Raw genomic sequence first — 15,529 nt, 5'->3', positions numbered from 1 at the left:
TTACTTGCTCTCCTCGATGCGGGGCGTGCTGGTGGTGGTGACGGCGGGCTCGGAGCCTCCGAGCAGCAGGTACAGGACGGCCATCCGGGTGGAGACGCCGTTGGCGACCTGCTCGACGGCCGTGCAGCGGTCGGAGTCGGCGACCTCGGCGGTGATCTCCATGCCGCGGTTCATCGGGCCGGGGTGCATCACGATGGCGTGCTCGGGCATCTTCGCCATGCGGTCGCCGTCGAGCCCGTACCGGCGGGAGTACTCGCGCTCGGTCGGGAAGAAGGCGGCGTTCATGCGTTCGCGCTGCACACGCAGCATCATCACCGCATCGGACTTCGGCAGCACCTCGTCCAGGTTGTACGAGACCTCGCAGGGCCAGCTCTCGACGCCGATCGGCACCAGCGTCGGCGGGGCCACCACGGTGACCTCGGCGCCGAGGGTGTGGAGCAGCTGGACGTTGGAGCGGGCGACGCGGCTGTGCAGGACGTCGCCGACGATCGTGATGCGGCGGCCGTTCAGGTCCTTGCCGAGGCCGGCGTCGCGGCCGACCAGGCGGCGGCGCATGGTGAAGGCGTCCAGCAGGGCCTGGGTGGGGTGCTCGTGGGTGCCGTCGCCGGCGTTGACCACGGCGGAGTCGATCCAACCGGAGGTCGCGAGCCGGTAGGGGGCGCCCGAGGCGTGGTGGCGGATGACGACGGCGTCGGCGCCCATCGCCTCGAGGGTCAGGGCGGTGTCCTTCAGGGATTCGCCCTTGGAAACCGAGGAGCCCTTGGCGGAGAAGTTGATGACGTCGGCGGAGAGCCGCTTGGCGGCCGCCTCGAAGGAGATCCGGGTGCGGGTCGAGTCCTCGAAGAAGAGGTTGACGACGGTGAGGCCGCGCAGGGTGGGCAGCTTCTTGATCGGCCGGTCGGCGACGCGGGCCATCTCCTCGGCGGTGTCGAGGATCAGGACGGCGTCGTCGCGCGTGAGATCGGCGGCCGAGATGAGGTGGCGCTTCATCTGGATGGCTCCGTAGGTCAGGAGGTCAGCAGGGCAGGCGGGGTTCGGGGCAGGGCAGACTGCGGCGCGGACCCTCCCCCAGCTGCCGCTGGGCGGGGTGCCCCCAGCCGGGGCCCGCGCTTTCGTACGGGCTACTGCCCGGCTGCCTGGGCGGTCCGCTGGCCGAGCAGCACGGCGTCACGGCCGTCCTCCTCCTGGAGCTGGACCTTGACGGTCTCCCGCAGCGACGTGGGGAGGTTCTTGCCGACGTAGTCGGCGCGGATGGGCAGCTCGCGGTGGCCGCGGTCGACGAGGACGGCGAGCTGCACGGCGCGGGGGCGGCCGAGGTCGCCGAGGGCGTCGAGGGCGGCGCGGATGGTGCGGCCGGAGAAGAGCACGTCGTCGACGAGGACGACGAGGCGGCCGTGGAGGTCGTCGCCGGGGATCTCGGTGCGGCCGATCGCGCGGGCGGGCTTCATGCGCAGGTCGTCGCGGTACATGGTGATGTCGAGGGAGCCGACCGGGATCTTCGTGCCGGTGATCTCTTCGAGCTTGTCGGCGAGCCGGCGGGCGAGGTACACGCCGCGGGTGGGAATGCCGAGGAGCACCACGTCGTCGGCGCCCTTGGCGCGTTCGACGATCTCGTGGGCGATGCGGGTCAGGACCCGGGCGATGTCCTGCGCCTCCAGCACGGGGCGCGCCGCATCGGCGTTTTGACCGGCCTGGGCCTGTGCGTTCTGAGCGTCCATGAAAAGGACCTCCTTCTCCGCCTCACGGGACGGACCTTAAAGGACGTCTGATGTACGCGTCCCACGGTACCAGGGGGTCGCCGGTGAACCGCACCGGGCCTGGGGCGCAGCGGCTCCCACGAGGCCGCTGAGGGCACTCGTGAGGGGGCGGGCGAGAGCATTCGGCTTGACGCACCCAAGTAACGCTGCGTAACCTCACAGTGAGTTACCAGCCGCGCGGCGGAGCCGCACGTAGTTACGTAGTCGCAGTGTCCTAGCAGTCACAGCGTCACAGCGTCCGGGAGCGTTATGTCCAGCGAATACGCCAAACAGCTCGGGGCCAAGCTCCGTGCCATCCGCACCCAGCAGGGCCTTTCCCTCCATGGTGTCGAGGAGAAGTCCCAGGGCCGGTGGAAGGCCGTGGTGGTCGGTTCTTACGAGCGCGGAGACCGCGCCGTGACCGTCCAGCGCCTTGCCGAGCTGGCGGACTTCTACGGGGTGCCGGTGCAGGAACTGCTGCCGGGCACGACGCCGGGCGGAGCGGCCGAGCCGCCGCCGAAGCTGCGTCTCGACCTGGAGCGCCTGGCGGGCGTGCCCGCCGAGAAGGCCGGCCCGCTCCAGCGCTACGCGGCGACGATCCAGAGCCAGCGCGGCGACTACAACGGCAAGGTGCTGTCGATCCGCCAGGACGACCTGCGCACCCTGGCCGTCATCTACGACCAGTCCCCCTCGGTGCTCACCGAGCAGCTGATCAGCTGGGGTGTGCTGGACGCGGATGCCCGTCGCGCCGTGGCGCACGAGGACATCTAGTCCCCACCAGTCCCAGCAGAAACGTTTACCGGCGGGTGCCGGGAGCCCAGGAGGCTCCCGGCACCCGCCGTTTGCGCGTTGCGCCCCGGCCGCCGGGGCAGGCCGTGGCGCAGCCGCCCGCAGCCGCCGAACGCAAAGCGGAGGGGCCGCAGCACCCGCTGCGGCCCCTCCGCTCGACCGAATGCGCCGCAGGCTACTGGCGGCGCAGGTTCGGCTTCAGCTCCTTGAAGCGGGCCAGCAGCCCGTTCACGAACGAGGGGGACTCGTCCGTCGAGAATTCCTTGGCCAGCTGGACGGCCTCGTCGATCGCCACGGCGTCCGGGGTCTCGTCCACCCAGATCAGCTCGTACGCACCGAGCCGCAGGATGTTCCGGTCCACGACCGGCATGCGGTCGAGTTCCCAGTCCACGGCGTAGGTGACGATCAGGTCGTCGATGCGGTTCACCTTGTCGGCGTACCCCTCGACGAGGTCCATCGTGAAGGCGCTGACCGGCGGCTGCCGGTCGTCCGACCGAGCGTGGCGGATCCAGTCCGCGAGGACCTCGCGCACGGGCACCCCGCGCTGGTCGGCCTCGAAAAGGATCTGGAAAGCGCGCTTGCGCGCGTTGCTCCGGGCAGCCACGGTTAGCTGCTCACCCGGCCGAGGTAGGCGCTGGTGCGGGTGTCGACCTTGACCTTCTCGCCGGTGGTGACGAAGAGCGGGACCTGGATCTCGTGGCCGGTCTCCAGGGTGGCGGGCTTGGTGCCACCGGTGGAGCGGTCGCCCTGGACGCCCGGGTCGGTCTGCTCGATCGTCAGCTCGACGGCAGCCGGGAGCTCGACGTAGAGCACCTCGCCCTCGTGCTGGGCGACGGAGGCGGTGAAGCCCTCGATCAGGAAGTTGGCGGCGTCGCCGACGGCCTTCTTGTCGACCATCAGCTGGTCGTAGGTGCTCATGTCCATGAAGACGAAGTACTCGCCGTCCATGTACGAGAACTGCATGTCACGCCGGTCGATCGTGGCGGTCTCGACCTTCGTGCCGGCGTTGAAGGTCTTGTCGACGACCTTGCCGGAGAGCACGTGCTTGAGCTTGGTGCGCACGAAGGCCGGGCCCTTGCCGGGCTTGACGTGCTGGAACTCGACGACGGACCAGAGCTGGTCACCGTCGAGCTTGAGCACCATGCCGTTCTTGAGGTCGTTCGTGGAAGCCACGGTTGCGGAATCTCCTGCACTGGAAGACCACGGGTGCGCGCACAGCCCGGCGACGGGCTAGAGCGCGAGCAGCTCCTTGGTCGTAATGGTGAGTAGCTCGGGACCGCCGTCCGCCTCGGGGCGCACGACGAGCGTGTCATCGATCCGGACACCTCCCCGGCCCGGGAGGTGAACCCCCGGTTCGACGGTGACCGGCACGCAAGCGTCCAGTTTACCCATTGCCGTAGGTGCAAGCTGCGGGTCCTCGTCGATTTCGAGACCCACGCCGTGTCCGGTCGACGGCGCCAGGGCTTCCCCGTGGCCCGCGGAGTCCAGTACGGAGCGTGCGGCGTGGTCCACGTCGCGGTACGCGGCGCCCGGTACGAGGGCTTCGCGCCCGGCCCGCTGGGCGGCGAAGACCAGGTCGTAGAGCTGGATCTGCCAGTCCGCGGGGGTGGTGCCGATGACGAAGGTGCGGCCGATCTCGCAGCGGTAGCCGCGATAGCCGGCGCCGAGGCAGACGGTGAGGAAGTCGCCCTCCTCCACCCGCCGGTCGGAGGGCCGGTGCCGGGAGCGGCCGGAATGCGGCCCGGTCCCGACGGAGGTCGGGAAGGCCGGCCCGTCCGCCCCGTGGTCGACGAGCCGCCGCTCCAGCTCCAGGGCGAGGTGGCGTTCGGTGCGGCCGACGAGGATGGACTCCAGCAGCTCGCCGAGGGCCTGGTCGGCGATCTCGGCGGCGATCCGCAGGCAGGCGATCTCCTCCTCGTCCTTGACGAGGCGCTGCTGTTCCACGGCGTTTCCGAGGTCGGAGAGGCGCAGCCGCGGCGCCACGGAGCGCAGGGCCCGGTGCCGGGCCACCGTGAGGTGGTGCTCCTCCACCGCCAGCGAGTCGGCGCGTACGGCCGCCGCCAGGTCGCCGGCCGCGACGGCCGGGTCCCCGCCGGGCCTGGCCAGGACGGACACCTTGAGGTGTTCGTCGAGGCGGCCCTCGTCGGCCTCGCCGGTGGGGGCGTTGGAGCAGAACAGCACGTCCTCGGTGGGACCGACGAGGAGCACGGCGCCCAGCGGGGAGGCTCCGGAGAGGTAGCGGACGTTCGCCGGACGCGTGATCAGCGCGGCGGCGTTCCCCGCGGCGGCGCAGCGGTCGCGGAGCGTGCCTCGGCGGGTGGCGTACACGTCTGACATGTCTTCGAGCGTACGAGCGCGGCGCGTCTCCGGCCTGGCGAGCGCGTCCAGATGTGCGGCTCCGCCCAGCCCGCCGGGCGTCGGCTTCGAGGGCGGCTCGGCCACATCGGCGGAGCCGGGCCCCAGGACCCGCTAGGCCAGCGCACGCGCCAGGGCTTCGTCGAGGGCGCGTGCCGTGCCCTCGACGTCCAGGTGGGAGTTGTCGATGATCGGCAGGCCGGAGCCGTACCAGCCGGCCATACGGCCGTGGATCCGCGCGACCTCCTCGTCGGAGAGCCGGCGGTTGCCGGAGCGGGCCGCGTTGCGCTCCAGGACGATCTCCAGGCCCGGCAGCAGCACCACGGGCAGCAGCGCGGGGCCCACGTGCCGCTTCCAGCCGCCGAGGCCGACCACCGGCCGGTCCGGGAAGACGGCGTCGTCGAGGATGCAGGAGATCCCGTTGGCCAGGTAGTTGCGGGCGGCGAAGCCGCAGGTGCGGCGGGCGAGGCGGTACTGGGCCTCGGAGTGCTCGTTCCAGCCCGCCTGCGGGTCCGCGAAGCCCGAGCACACCCATTCGCGGACGTCGTCCAGGCTGATGTGGGCGGTGGGCACGGGCCGGGTGCTCGCCCAGTGCCGGGCCACGGTGGTCTTGCCCGCCCCGGCCGGGCCGATCAGCAGCACGGCGAGGACGGCCCCTCCGGTGCCGGGTACCGCGGGCGGCAGCGGGATGTGCCCGGTGGCCTCCTGCACGGGCGGCAGTCCCGCCGGCGGCACGGGGTGCGGCGGCGGAGGCGGGGTCCCCGGCCAGCCCTGCGCAGGGGGTATCGGCGGTTGCGGCGGCGCTGCCGGGTGCTGTCCCGACTGCCCCCAGGCCGCGCCCCCGCTCCCCACTCCTTGCTGCATCCGGTGCAACTCCGTCTCGTTCCGGCGACTGATGCGAGAACGTTATATGACCCCGGAGACCTCGTCCGCCAGCGCCCGCAGCGCCAGCCTGTACGACCCGATGCCGAAGCCCGCGACGGTCCCGGTCGCCACGGAGGCGATGACCGAGGTGTGCCGGAACTCCTCGCGCGCGTACGGGTTCGAGATGTGCACCTCGATCAGCGGAGCGGTGCGCTGCGCCGCCGCGTCCCGCATGGCGTACGAGTAGTGCGTGAAGGCGCCCGGGTTGATGACCACGGGGATCTTCCCGTCGGCCGCCTCGTGCAGCCAGCGCACGATCTGCCCCTCGTCGTTGGTCTCGCGGACCTCGACGTCGAAGCCGAGCTCCGCGCCCAGCGCGCGGCAGCTCTCCACCAGGCCCGCGTACGAGGTGGCCCCGTACACATCGGGCTCGCGCGAGCCGAGCCGGCCCAGGTTCGGGCCGTTCAGCACGAGCACGCGGCGGCTCACGCGGATACCTCGCCGTAGGCGGCGATCAGGTGCGCCGGGTCGGGGCCCTCCAGCACGGTGGGCTTGCCCAGGCCGTCGAGGACGACGAAGCGCAGCAGGTTGCCGCGCGACTTCTTGTCGACCTGCATGGTCTGGAGCAGCTTGGGCCACTGGTCGCCGCGGTAGCTCAGCGGCAGGCCCACCGAGGCGAGCACCGAGCGGTGCCGGTCGGCCGTGGCGTCGTCGAGGCGGCCCGCGAGGCGGCCCAGCTCGGCGGCGAAGACCATGCCGACGGAGACGGCCGCGCCGTGCCGCCACTTGTAGCGCTCGTTCTTCTCGATGGCGTGCGCAAGGGTGTGGCCGTAGTTGAGGAACTCGCGGAGCCCGGTCTCCTTGAGGTCGCTGGAGACCACGTCGGCCTTGACCTGGATCGAGCGCACGATCAGTTCGGTGGTGTGCGGGCCGGTGGGCGTACGGGCCCCCTGCGGGTCCGCCTCGATCAGGTCGAGGATGACCGGGTCGGCGATGAATCCGGCCTTGATGACCTCGGCGAGGCCGCTGACGTAGTCGTTGACCGGCAGCGAGTCCAGCGCCGCCAGGTCGCACAGCACACCGGCCGGCGGGTGGAAGGAGCCGACGAGGTTCTTGCCCTCCGCGGTGTTGATGCCGGTCTTGCCGCCGACGGCCGCGTCGACCATGGCGAGGACGGTGGTCGGTACGGCGATCCAGCGCACCCCGCGCAGCCAGGTGGCCGCGACGAAGCCCGCGAGGTCGGTGGTGGATCCCCCGCCGACGCCGACGACGACGTCGGTGCGGGTGAAGCCGGACTGGCCCAGCGCCTTCCAGCAGTACGCGGCCACCTCGGCCGTCTTGGCCTCCTCGGCGTTCGGCACCTGGATGGCGACCGCCTCGTAGCCCTGTTCGGCGAGGTCGTAGCGCAGTGCCTCACCGGTCGAGGCCAGGGCCTCGGGGTGGATCACGGCGACCCGCTGGGCCTTGTTGCCGATCATGCTGCCCAGTTCGCCGAGCAGCTGGTGCCCGACCAGCACCTCGTACGCGTCGTGGCCGGCGTCGGCGCCGACCTGGATCCGCGTCACCTGGTCCGTCATACGTCCTTCAACTCCAGAGCGTCGAGGACCGCCTGGGCGACCTCTTCGGGGGTGCGGTCGTCGGTGGCCACCACGACGCGCGCCACTTCGGTGTACAGGGGGCGGCGGGCGTCCATGAGCTCGCGCCACTGGCGGCGCGGGTTGACGGCCAGCAGCGGGCGCGCGGCGCCGAGGCCCGCGCGCCGGACGGCTGCCTCGACTTCCATCGACAGGTAGGCGACGGGCAGCCCGGCGAGCAGTTCGCGGGTGCCCTGGTCGAGGATGGCGCCGCCGCCGAGGGAGAGGACTCCGGTGTGCTCGGCGACGCCGGCGGCGACCGCCTGCCGTTCCAGCTCACGGAAGTACGGCTCGCCCTCGTCGACGAAGATGTCGGAGATCTCCCGGCCCTGAGCCGCGACGATGTCCGCGTCGGTGTCCCGGTAGGCGACGCCGAGCCGCTCGGCGATCAGTGCCCCCACCGTGGACTTGCCGGACCCCGGGGGCCCGACGAGCACGACGACCGGCCCGCCCGGGGTGCTGGGTCCGCCCGTCACCGGATCTGCAGGTTGTCGAGGTACGACTGCACGTTGCGGCGGGTCTCGGGGACCGAGTCTCCGCCGAACTTCTCGACGACCGCGTCGGCCAGCACGAGGGCGACCATGGCCTCGGCCACGATGCCGGCGGCCGGAACGGCGCACACGTCGGAGCGCTGGTGGTGGGCCACGGTCGCCTCACCGGTCGCCACGTCCACGGTCGCCAGCGCGCGCGGCACGGTCGCGATGGGCTTCATCGCGGCGCGTACGCGCAGCAGCTCGCCGGTGGTCAGACCGCCCTCGGTGCCGCCGGAGCGGCCGGAGGTGCGCTTGAGGCCCTCGGGGGTGGAGACGATCTCGTCGTGTGCCTTCGAGCCGGGCACGCGGGCCAGCTCGAAGCCGTCGCCGACCTCGACGCCCTTGATGGCCTGGATGCCCATCAGAGCGGCGGCCAGACGTGCGTCGAGACGGCGGTCCCAGTGCACGTGCGAGCCGAGGCCGACGGGGACCCCGTACGCGAGCACCTCGACGACGCCGCCGAGGGTGTCGCCGTCCTTGTGGGCCTGGTCGATCTCCGCGACCATCGCCTTGCTCGCGTCGGCGTCGAGGCAGCGCACCGGGTCGGCGTCGAGCTTCTCCACGTCGGCCGGGGTCGGGTAGACGCCGTACGGGGCCTTGGCCGCGGCCAGTTCGACCACGTGCGAGACGATCTCGATGCCCGCGGCCTCCTTGATGAAGGAGCGGGCGATCGCGCCGAGGGCGACGCGGGCGGCGGTCTCCCGGGCGCTGGCGCGCTCCAGGATCGGCCGTGCCTCGTCGAAGCCGTACTTCTGCATGCCGGCGAGGTCGGCGTGCCCGGGCCGGGGCCGGGTCAGCGGCGCGTTGCGGCCGGTGTCCTTCAGCAGCGAGGGGTCGACCGGGTCGGCCGACATCACGGTCTCCCACTTCGGCCACTCGGTGTTCCCGATCATGACCGCGACGGGGGAACCCAGCGACAGCCCGTGCCGGACGCCGCCGAGGAAGGTGATCTCGTCCTGCTCGAACTTCATCCGGGCACCGCGACCGTAGCCGAGCCGGCGCCGTGCCAGGTGGTCGGCCACCAGCTCGGTGGTGACCGGGACGCCGGCGGGAAGCCCCTCCAGCGTCGCCACCAGTGCCGGTCCGTGCGACTCCCCGGCGGTCAGCCAACGCAACCTGCTCAACGATGCTCCTCATGCTCGCGCCTGTACAGCACGGCGCCCCGGTGCGCGGCCCGGACCCGCCTCACCCGATCCTCCCATGTCCGGACGGCTATACCGGCCTCGAGTCCAGCTATCGGACGGCTCGTCCGTCAGTTGACCCTCGGCCGACCCTGCGGCGGCGCTCGCGGAGCCAGGTGGCGGCCGTCCACACGGCCAGGGAGCCGATGAGGCCGAGGACGATGGCCTTCGCCCACAGCGGCAGGTCGCCGAAGGCCGCTCGGGCGGCGGCGAGGATCACGAAGGGGATGTCCCACTTCGACGCGAGTATCTGGTCCGTGCCGGTCTGGTCCATGCCGCCCCCATGATCAACTATGCAGGCGGAAAGCCTAACGGGCCGCGAGGGCCCGCTCTCCCGCGGCGCGTATGGCGGCCAGCGGACCCTGGTCGCGCCCCGTCATCTGCTCGACCTGGAGCACGGCCTGGTGGACCAGGAGGTCCAGGCCTCCGATGACCGTGCCGCCCCGCTGGGACCAGGAGGCCGCGAGGGCCGTCGGCCAGGGGTCGTAGAGGACGTCGAAGAGGGTGCCCGGGGCGTCGGGCACGGCAGCGGCCAGTTCGTCGGTGGCCCCGGCCGGGGTGGTCGCGACGACCAGCGGCGCGGTCAGCGCCCCGGCCGCCTCGGACCAGTCGGCCGTACGGACGGGGACGCCGAGCCGCTCGCCCCACTGCCGCATCTCGTCGGCCCGGGCCCGCGAGCGGACGTACGCCGTGACCTCGCCGGTGCAGATCCGCGAGAGGGCGGCCAGCGCCGAGGAGGCGGTGGCCCCGGCGCCGAGGATGGCGGCGGACGGCACCTTGTCGATGCCGCGCTCGTGGAGCGCGGCGACGATGCCGGGGATGTCGGTGTTGTCGCCGAGCCGGCGGCCGTCCTTCGTGAAGACGACCGTGTTGACCGCCTCGACCGAGGCGGCGGTGTCGCTGATGCCGTCGAGCAGCGGGATGATCGCCCGCTTCAGCGGCATCGTCAGGGACAGCCCGGCCCACTCGGGGCCGAGTCCGGCGATGAATCCCGGGAGCGCGGCCTCGTCGACCTCGAAGCGGTCGTACGACCAGTCGGCGAGGCCGAGCTCCTGGTAGGCGGCGCGGTGCAGCACCGGTGAGAGGGAGTGCTCGATGGGCGAACCCAGCACCGCGGCCCTTATGCGTGACATGCCTTGCCTACCCGCCGTTCTTCTGCTTCTGCCGCTCGAGGAATTCCGCGACCAGCGTCTGGTGCTCCTCGTAGGTCTGGGTGAAGGTCGTCGTGATGCCGTCGACCGACACGAAGAACATCCAGCCGCCGTGGTCGGGGTTGAGGGTAGCGGTCAGCGCCTCCGCGCCGGGGTTCCCGATCGGGCCGGGAGGCAGTCCCCTGACGAAGTGCGTGTTGTAGGGGTTGTCGAGCGACCTCGCCTCCTTCATGGAGAAGTTGAGGTCGCTCGTGCCCTTGATGTAGTTGAAGGTCGAATCGAATTCGAGCTTCTGGTTGGTGACGTCGTTGGTCTTCTTGAGGCGGTTGTAGACGACTTCGGACATCTTGCGGAAGTCTTCGTGGTTCTTGCCCTCGGCATTGACGAGGCTGGCGACCGTGACCACCTGGAGCGGGTTCTCCAGGCCCAGTTCCCTGGCCTTGCCCTCGATGCCCAGCTCGGCGTACTTGTCCGTCGCGTTCTTGACCATCTGCTTGAGCAGGGACTCGGGCGTGCTGTCCTTGCCGACGTCGTAGCGCGCCGGGTAGAGGAAGCCTTCGAGCGGGTCGATGAGCTTCGGGTTGTTGCCCGCCCAGGCCGGCAGGCCGAGGTTCTTGGCCTCGCGCTTGGCGATGTCCTCGGTGGTGCCGGCCGGCTTGCCGAGGCGCGCGTCGATGGCCTTGTAGACCTCGACGTTCCGCTTGCCTTCGGGAACCGTGATCACGTTCAGCTTCGCGGGGTCGGTCATGAAGGCGACGGCGGCCGCGCCCGACATCTTCTTCCTGAGGGTGTAGACGCCCGCCTGGATCGTCTTGCCCTTGGGGTTGACGCCGGCCGCGGTGGTGAACGCCTCCACGCTGGCGACGATGCCCTGCTTCTTGAGGATGTTGCCCATCTGGGCCAGGGTGGATCCCTTGGGGATCTCGACGTCGACCGTCTCGCCGGTGCCCTCGCCCGCGTAGTCCTCGGCCGTGGCGAACCTGTCCTTGAGGTAGGTGTAGCCGTAGTAGCCGCCACCGCCGAGCACCGCCACGATGACGAGGGTGGCGACCAGGCAGGCGGCGCCGCTGCGCTCCTTGGCCTTGCCGCCCTTGCCGCCCTTCGAGCGGCCGCCCCGGCGACCGCCGCCGGACGGCTCGTCGCCGTCGCCGTCACCGTCGCGGCCGCCGTCGGCGGAGAGCGCGCTGTCGGACTCCTCGTCCTCCTGCGGGGCCGGCTCCACGTGGCGCCGGCCCGGGGGCTGCGGCGGCGGGTAGGCCTCGGGCGTGGCGTACAGGTCGGGCGCCTCGCCGGGGTAGCCGGCGACGGCCTGCTGGGCGTAGGGGTCCGCGCCCGCGTACGGATCGGCCGGCGCGGGAACCGCGTACTGGCCCTGGCCGGTGTCCCAGCCCTGGGAGTCGTACATCGGCTGCTGGGGCGCCTGCGGTGCCTGGGGCGCATAGGCCTGCTGCTGGGGGTACTGCGGGTACTGCCCCTGCTGCTGGTACTCCTGCTGCGGGTACTGCTGCTGCTCGTACTGCGGCTGCTGCGCGTACTGCTGCTGCTCGGGGTACTGCTGCTGGTACTGCTGTTCCTGCGGATACCCCTGGTGCGGATCGCCGTACGGCGCCTGGCCCTGCTGGGTCTGGTGCCCGGTCCACCCCTGGTCCCCGTACAGCGGATCCTCAGGGTGCCACGGTTCGGGGCCACGGCCCCGGCCATACTCAGTCATCGGTCCCCTAGAGCCGCGAGACGAAGGCGACGGCTGTTCGAATGCCGTCTCATCGCGCGGAACGTTACCGTATCGCGATCAGACAACCACTTCGACGCACTCGCCGGGCGGATTACCTGATACCCGTTCGGTCTCAAGAGCGTTCTGAAGGATCACCACGGCGGCTGCCTGGTCGATGACCGATCGGCCCTTCTTCGCGTTCTTGCCGGAGGCCCGCAGCCCCTGGGCGGCGGTGACCGTGGTCATCCGCTCGTCCACCAGACGGACCGTCACCGGTTTGATGCCCTTCGCCAGTTCGTTCGCGAAGGCGCGCACCTTGACCGCGGCCGGCCCCTCCCGCCCGCTGAGCGAGCGGGGCAGGCCGACCACGACCTCGAGGGGCTCGTACTCCTCGACGAGCTGCCGCAGCCGCCGGTGGGCGAACGGGATGTCCCGTCCCGGCACGGTTTCCACCGGAGTGGCCAGGACCCCGTCGGGGTCGCACGAGGCGACCCCGATCCGGGCGTCCCCCACATCGATCGCCAGCCGGCGGCCGCGGCGCAGAGTCATCGTCAGGCCGTCTCTACGACGAGACGCTCGACGGCGCTGATGGCCTCCGGGATGGCGCCCGGGTTCTGGCCGCCGCCCTGGGCGACGTCCGGCTTGCCGCCACCGCCGCCACCGAGGGTCTTGGCGGCCGTACGGACCAGGTCGCCGGCCTTGAGACCGCGCTCGCGGGCGGCCTCGTTGGTGGCGATGACGGTCAGCGGGCGGTCGTTCGCCGTGGTGAACAGGGCCACGACGGCCGGGCGGTCGCCCTGGATGCGGCCGCGGACGTCGAGGACCAGCTTGCGCAGGTCGTCGGCGCCCGTGCCGTCCGGCACGGTGCCCACGACGAGCGCGACACCGCGGATGTCCTGGGCGTTCTCGGCGAGCCCGGCGGCGGCCTGGAGGACCTTCTCCGCGCGGAACTTCTCGATCTCCTTCTCGGCGTCCTTCAGCTTGCCGAGCATGGAGGCGATCTTCTCCGGAAGCTCCTCCGGACGGCCCTTGACCAGCTCCTGGAGCTGGGCGACGACCGTGTGCTCCTTGGCGAGGAAGTTGTACGCGTCCGCACCCACGAGGGCCTCGACACGGCGCACGCCGGAGCCGATGGAGGACTCGCCGAGCAGCTTGACCAGGCCCAGCTGGGCGGTGTTGCCGACGTGCGTGCCGCCGCACAGCTCCTTGGAGAAGTCGCCGATGGTGACGACGCGCACGCGCTCGCCGTACTTCTCGCCGAACTCGGCGATGGCGCCCTGCTTCTTCGCCTCGTCGATGCTCATGATCTCGGCGGTGACGTCCAGCTCGCGCGAGAGCACGTCGTTGATCTTCTGCTCGACGTCGGTGAGGACCGTGCCGGGTACGGCGTTCGGGGAACCGAAGTCGAAGCGGAAGCGGCCCGGCGAGTTCTCGGAGCCGGCCTGGGCGGCCGTCGGGCCGAGGGCGTCGCGCAGCGCCTGGTGCGTCAGGTGCGTGGCCGAGTGGGCACGGGCGATGGCCCGGCGGCGGTGGACGTCGATGGCGGCGTACGCGGAGGCGCCCACGGTCACCTCGCCGACCTGGACGGAGCCCTTGTGCACGGAGACGCCGGGGACCGGCTGCTGGACGTCGCGGACGACGATGACGGCGCCGGAGTCGAGCTTGATGCGGCCCTGGTCGGCGAGCTGGCCGCCGCCCTCGGCGTAGAAGGGGGTGCGGTCGAGGACGACCTCGACGTCGTCGCCCTCGGAGGCGGCGGGCGCGGAGACGCCGTTGACCAGCAGGCCGACGATGGTGGACTCGCCCTGGGTGGTGGCGTAACCGGTGAACTCGGTGGCGCCGGCGTTGTCGGCGATCTCGCGGTACGAGGAGACGTCGGCGTGGCCGGTCTTCTTGGCCTTGGCGTCGGCCTTGGCCTTGTCCTTCTGCTCCTGCATGAGCCGGCGGAAGCCGGACTCGTCCACCGAGAGGCCCTGTTCGGCGGCCATCTCCAGGGTGAGGTCGATCGGGAAGCCCCAGGTGTCGTGGAGCAGGAACGCCTTGTCGCCGGACAGGACCGTGCCACCGGTGGCCTTGGTCTCGGTGATGGCGGTGTCGAGGATGTTAGTGCCGCCGCGGACGGCCTTGAGGAAGGCGGCCTCTTCGGCGAGCGCGACGGTCTCGATGCGCTTGCGGTCGGTGACGAGCTCCGGGTACTGCTGCCCCATCGTGTTGATCACGACGTCGACGAGGTCCTGGACGACCGGACCCGTGGCACCCATGAGGCGCATGTTGCGGATGGCGCGGCGCATGATGCGGCGCAGCACGTAGCCGCGGCCCTCGTTGCCGGGGGTCACGCCGTCGCCGATGAGCATGACGGAGGTGCGGATGTGGTCGGCGACCACGCGCATGGACACGTCGGTGTCCTTGGCCGCGCCGTACTGGACTCCGGTCAGCTCGGTGGCCTTGTCCATGACCACGCGCAGGGTGTCGGTCTCGTACATGTTCTGCACGCCCTGCAGGATCATGGCGAGACGCTCGAGGCCCAGACCCGTGTCGATGTTCTTCGACGGCAGGTCGCCGAGGATCGGGAAGTCTTCCTTCCCGTCGCCGGCGCCGCGCTCGTACTGCATGAAGACCAGGTTCCAGATCTCCACGTAGCGCTCGTCGTTGACGGCCGGGCCGCCCTCGACTCCGAACTCCGGGCCGCGGTCGTAGTTGATCTCCGAGCAGGGGCCGCAGGGGCCGGGGACGCCCATGGACCAGAAGTTGTCCTTCTTGCCCAGGCGCTGGATGCGCTCGGCGGGGACGCCGATCTTCTCGCGCCAGATCTGCTCGGCCTCGTCGTCGTCGAGGTAGACGGTGATCCAGAGCTTCTCCGGATCCAGGCCGTAGCCGCCGTCCGCCACGGAGCCGGTGAGCAGCTCCCAGGCGTACTCGATGGCGCCTTCCTTGAAGTAGTCGCCGAAGGAGAAGTTGCCGCACATCTGGAAGAACGTGCCGTGGCGGGTGGTCTTGCCGACCTCTTCGATGTCCGGGGTACGGACGCACTTCTGCACGCTGGTGGCGCGGGGGGCCGGGGGCTTGGTCTCGCCGAGGAAGTAGGGCTTGAAGGGGACCATGCCCGCGTTGACCAGCAGCAGAGTCGGGTCGTCCGCGATGAGCGACGCCGAAGGGACAACGGTGTGACCGCGCTCCTCGAAGAAGCTCAGCCAGCGGCGGCGGATTTCAGCCGACTCCATCAGTGGTCCTCATTCCGGTTGTACGTGACCGTCGAGTGGTTCGATCGGTGGTTGGTCTTGTCGTGCTCGATGGCGCGCAGCCGCCGGGGCCCGGGGAGGGCGGTGACGTTGTCGGGCCGGTCGGGGTCGCTGTGCAGCCCCAGTGCATCGTTCAGCTCGTCCTCGCGCTGCGTCATTCCCGCCTTGACGTCGAGGGCGAAGTCCTTGAGGCGGTGACCCGCCTCCACGGCCTTGTCGGCGGCCTGGGCGGCAAGGCTCTCCGGCGTCAGCTTCTTGAGCTGGCGGTTGACCTTGGTGGTGGCCCACACACCGGCGGCGGCGCCTGCGGTGAACCAGAAGGCTCGGCGGAACATC

17 protein-coding genes are annotated in these 15,529 nt (G+C 71.1%); 1 reads left to right on the top strand and 16 read right to left on the bottom strand.

Going from position 1 to position 15,529, the window contains the following annotated elements:
• Both ACIPUC_RS34130 and pyrR read right to left on the bottom strand, forming a co-directional pair.
• The gene (locus ACIPUC_RS34130; RefSeq protein ID WP_030294587.1) at positions 1-990 is read right to left on the bottom strand and encodes an aspartate carbamoyltransferase catalytic subunit; all 990 of its coding nucleotides are present in this window, start codon (positions 988-990) and stop codon (positions 1-3) included.
• Positions 991-1,121: 131 nt separating this feature from the next.
• Complete coding sequence (pyrR, locus tag ACIPUC_RS34125) at positions 1,122-1,718, bottom strand: bifunctional pyr operon transcriptional regulator/uracil phosphoribosyltransferase PyrR (protein WP_446594255.1); 597 nt, start codon at positions 1,716-1,718, stop codon at positions 1,122-1,124.
• Positions 1,719-2,006: 288 nt separating this feature from the next.
• On the opposite strand from pyrR, the gene bldD reads away from it, so the two are divergent.
• Positions 2,007-2,507, top strand: coding sequence for a transcriptional regulator BldD (bldD, locus tag ACIPUC_RS34120; protein WP_007263032.1), 501 nt, complete (start codon positions 2,007-2,009; stop codon positions 2,505-2,507).
• 193 nt (positions 2,508-2,700) lie between these two features.
• Here the strand turns inward: bldD and nusB are convergent, their stop codons facing one another.
• The 14 genes from nusB to ACIPUC_RS34050 form a co-directional block, all read right to left on the bottom strand.
• The gene (gene nusB / locus ACIPUC_RS34115; RefSeq protein WP_446594254.1) at positions 2,701-3,129 is read right to left on the bottom strand and encodes a transcription antitermination factor NusB; all 429 of its coding nucleotides are present in this window, start codon (positions 3,127-3,129) and stop codon (positions 2,701-2,703) included.
• Positions 3,130-3,131: 2 nt separating this feature from the next.
• Positions 3,132-3,698, bottom strand: a complete 567-nt coding sequence (gene efp, locus ACIPUC_RS34110) for an elongation factor P (RefSeq protein ID WP_249765167.1) — start codon at positions 3,696-3,698, stop codon at positions 3,132-3,134.
• 57 nt (positions 3,699-3,755) lie between these two features.
• Positions 3,756-4,862, bottom strand: coding sequence for an aminopeptidase P family protein (locus ACIPUC_RS34105; protein WP_446594253.1), 1,107 nt, complete (start codon positions 4,860-4,862; stop codon positions 3,756-3,758).
• Positions 4,863-4,994: 132 nt separating this feature from the next.
• The gene (locus tag ACIPUC_RS34100; RefSeq protein WP_446594252.1) at positions 4,995-5,744 is read right to left on the bottom strand and encodes an AAA family ATPase; all 750 of its coding nucleotides are present in this window, start codon (positions 5,742-5,744) and stop codon (positions 4,995-4,997) included.
• Positions 5,745-5,786: 42 nt separating this feature from the next.
• On the bottom strand, positions 5,787-6,233 hold the full coding sequence (gene aroQ, locus ACIPUC_RS34095) for a type II 3-dehydroquinate dehydratase (protein WP_446594251.1): 447 nt from the start codon (positions 6,231-6,233) through the stop codon (positions 5,787-5,789).
• Positions 6,230-7,321 carry a 3-dehydroquinate synthase gene (gene aroB / locus ACIPUC_RS34090; protein ID WP_446594250.1) on the bottom strand — a complete coding sequence of 364 codons (1,092 nt, stop codon included), beginning with the start codon at positions 7,319-7,321 and terminating at the stop codon, positions 6,230-6,232. The genes aroQ and aroB overlap by 4 nt, the downstream gene beginning before the upstream one ends.
• Positions 7,318-7,854, bottom strand: a complete 537-nt coding sequence (locus ACIPUC_RS34085; protein ID WP_446594249.1) for a shikimate kinase — start codon at positions 7,852-7,854, stop codon at positions 7,318-7,320. Before ACIPUC_RS34085 ends, aroB begins: the two co-directional genes overlap by 4 nt.
• Positions 7,851-9,035 (bottom strand): chorismate synthase, encoded by a 1,185-nt coding sequence (gene aroC, locus ACIPUC_RS34080; protein WP_446594248.1) that lies wholly within the window; start codon positions 9,033-9,035, stop codon positions 7,851-7,853. The genes ACIPUC_RS34085 and aroC overlap by 4 nt, the downstream gene beginning before the upstream one ends.
• Positions 9,036-9,144: 109 nt before the next feature.
• Positions 9,145-9,366 carry a hypothetical protein gene (locus tag ACIPUC_RS34075; RefSeq protein ID WP_446594247.1) on the bottom strand — a complete coding sequence of 74 codons (222 nt, stop codon included), beginning with the start codon at positions 9,364-9,366 and terminating at the stop codon, positions 9,145-9,147.
• A gap of 34 nt (positions 9,367-9,400) precedes the next feature.
• Positions 9,401-10,225, bottom strand: coding sequence for a shikimate dehydrogenase (locus ACIPUC_RS34070; protein ID WP_446594246.1), 825 nt, complete (start codon positions 10,223-10,225; stop codon positions 9,401-9,403).
• A 7-nt stretch (positions 10,226-10,232) separates the two neighbouring features.
• Positions 10,233-11,954, bottom strand: coding sequence for an endolytic transglycosylase MltG (mltG, locus tag ACIPUC_RS34065; protein ID WP_446594245.1), 1,722 nt, complete (start codon positions 11,952-11,954; stop codon positions 10,233-10,235).
• A gap of 78 nt (positions 11,955-12,032) precedes the next feature.
• A complete protein-coding gene (ruvX, locus tag ACIPUC_RS34060; RefSeq protein ID WP_030009552.1) occupies positions 12,033-12,503 on the bottom strand; it encodes a Holliday junction resolvase RuvX in 471 nt (156 codons plus the stop codon).
• A gap of 2 nt (positions 12,504-12,505) precedes the next feature.
• Complete coding sequence (alaS, locus tag ACIPUC_RS34055) at positions 12,506-15,175, bottom strand: alanine--tRNA ligase (RefSeq protein ID WP_446594244.1); 2,670 nt, start codon at positions 15,173-15,175, stop codon at positions 12,506-12,508.
• Positions 15,175-15,528, bottom strand: a complete 354-nt coding sequence (locus ACIPUC_RS34050) for a DUF6167 family protein (RefSeq protein ID WP_446594243.1) — start codon at positions 15,526-15,528, stop codon at positions 15,175-15,177. The genes alaS and ACIPUC_RS34050 overlap by 1 nt, the downstream gene beginning before the upstream one ends.
• Position 15,529: the final 1 nt, after the last annotated feature.

This window comes from Streptomyces sp. LARHCF249 (assembly GCF_052871255.1).
The sequence above is the reverse complement of the archived record's forward strand: the minus strand, read 5'-3'. Positions and strand labels throughout refer to the sequence as shown.

What these genes read in the sequence shown, in the direction of transcription:
- ACIPUC_RS34130 (WP_030294587.1), bottom strand. Translation starts at nt 990, where the DNA reads ATGAAGCGCCACCTCATCTCGGCCGCCGATCTCACGCGCGACGACGCC.
- pyrR (WP_446594255.1), bottom strand. Translation starts at nt 1,718, where the DNA reads ATGGACGCTCAGAACGCACAGGCCCAGGCCGGTCAAAACGCCGATGCG.
- bldD (WP_007263032.1), top strand. Translation starts at nt 2,007, where the DNA reads ATGTCCAGCGAATACGCCAAACAGCTCGGGGCCAAGCTCCGTGCCATC.
- ACIPUC_RS34105 (WP_446594253.1), bottom strand. Translation starts at nt 4,862, where the DNA reads ATGTCAGACGTGTACGCCACCCGCCGAGGCACGCTCCGCGACCGCTGC.
- ACIPUC_RS34100 (WP_446594252.1), bottom strand. Translation starts at nt 5,744, where the DNA reads ATGCAGCAAGGAGTGGGGAGCGGGGGCGCGGCCTGGGGGCAGTCGGGA.
- aroB (WP_446594250.1), bottom strand. Translation starts at nt 7,321, where the DNA reads ATGACGGACCAGGTGACGCGGATCCAGGTCGGCGCCGACGCCGGCCAC.
- ACIPUC_RS34075 (WP_446594247.1), bottom strand. Translation starts at nt 9,366, where the DNA reads ATGGACCAGACCGGCACGGACCAGATACTCGCGTCGAAGTGGGACATC.
- ACIPUC_RS34070 (WP_446594246.1), bottom strand. Translation starts at nt 10,225, where the DNA reads ATGTCACGCATAAGGGCCGCGGTGCTGGGTTCGCCCATCGAGCACTCC.
- mltG (WP_446594245.1), bottom strand. Translation starts at nt 11,954, where the DNA reads ATGACTGAGTATGGCCGGGGCCGTGGCCCCGAACCGTGGCACCCTGAG.
- ruvX (WP_030009552.1), bottom strand. Translation starts at nt 12,503, where the DNA reads ATGACTCTGCGCCGCGGCCGCCGGCTGGCGATCGATGTGGGGGACGCC.
- alaS (WP_446594244.1), bottom strand. Translation starts at nt 15,175, where the DNA reads ATGGAGTCGGCTGAAATCCGCCGCCGCTGGCTGAGCTTCTTCGAGGAG.
- ACIPUC_RS34050 (WP_446594243.1), bottom strand. Translation starts at nt 15,528, where the DNA reads ATGTTCCGCCGAGCCTTCTGGTTCACCGCAGGCGCCGCCGCCGGTGTG.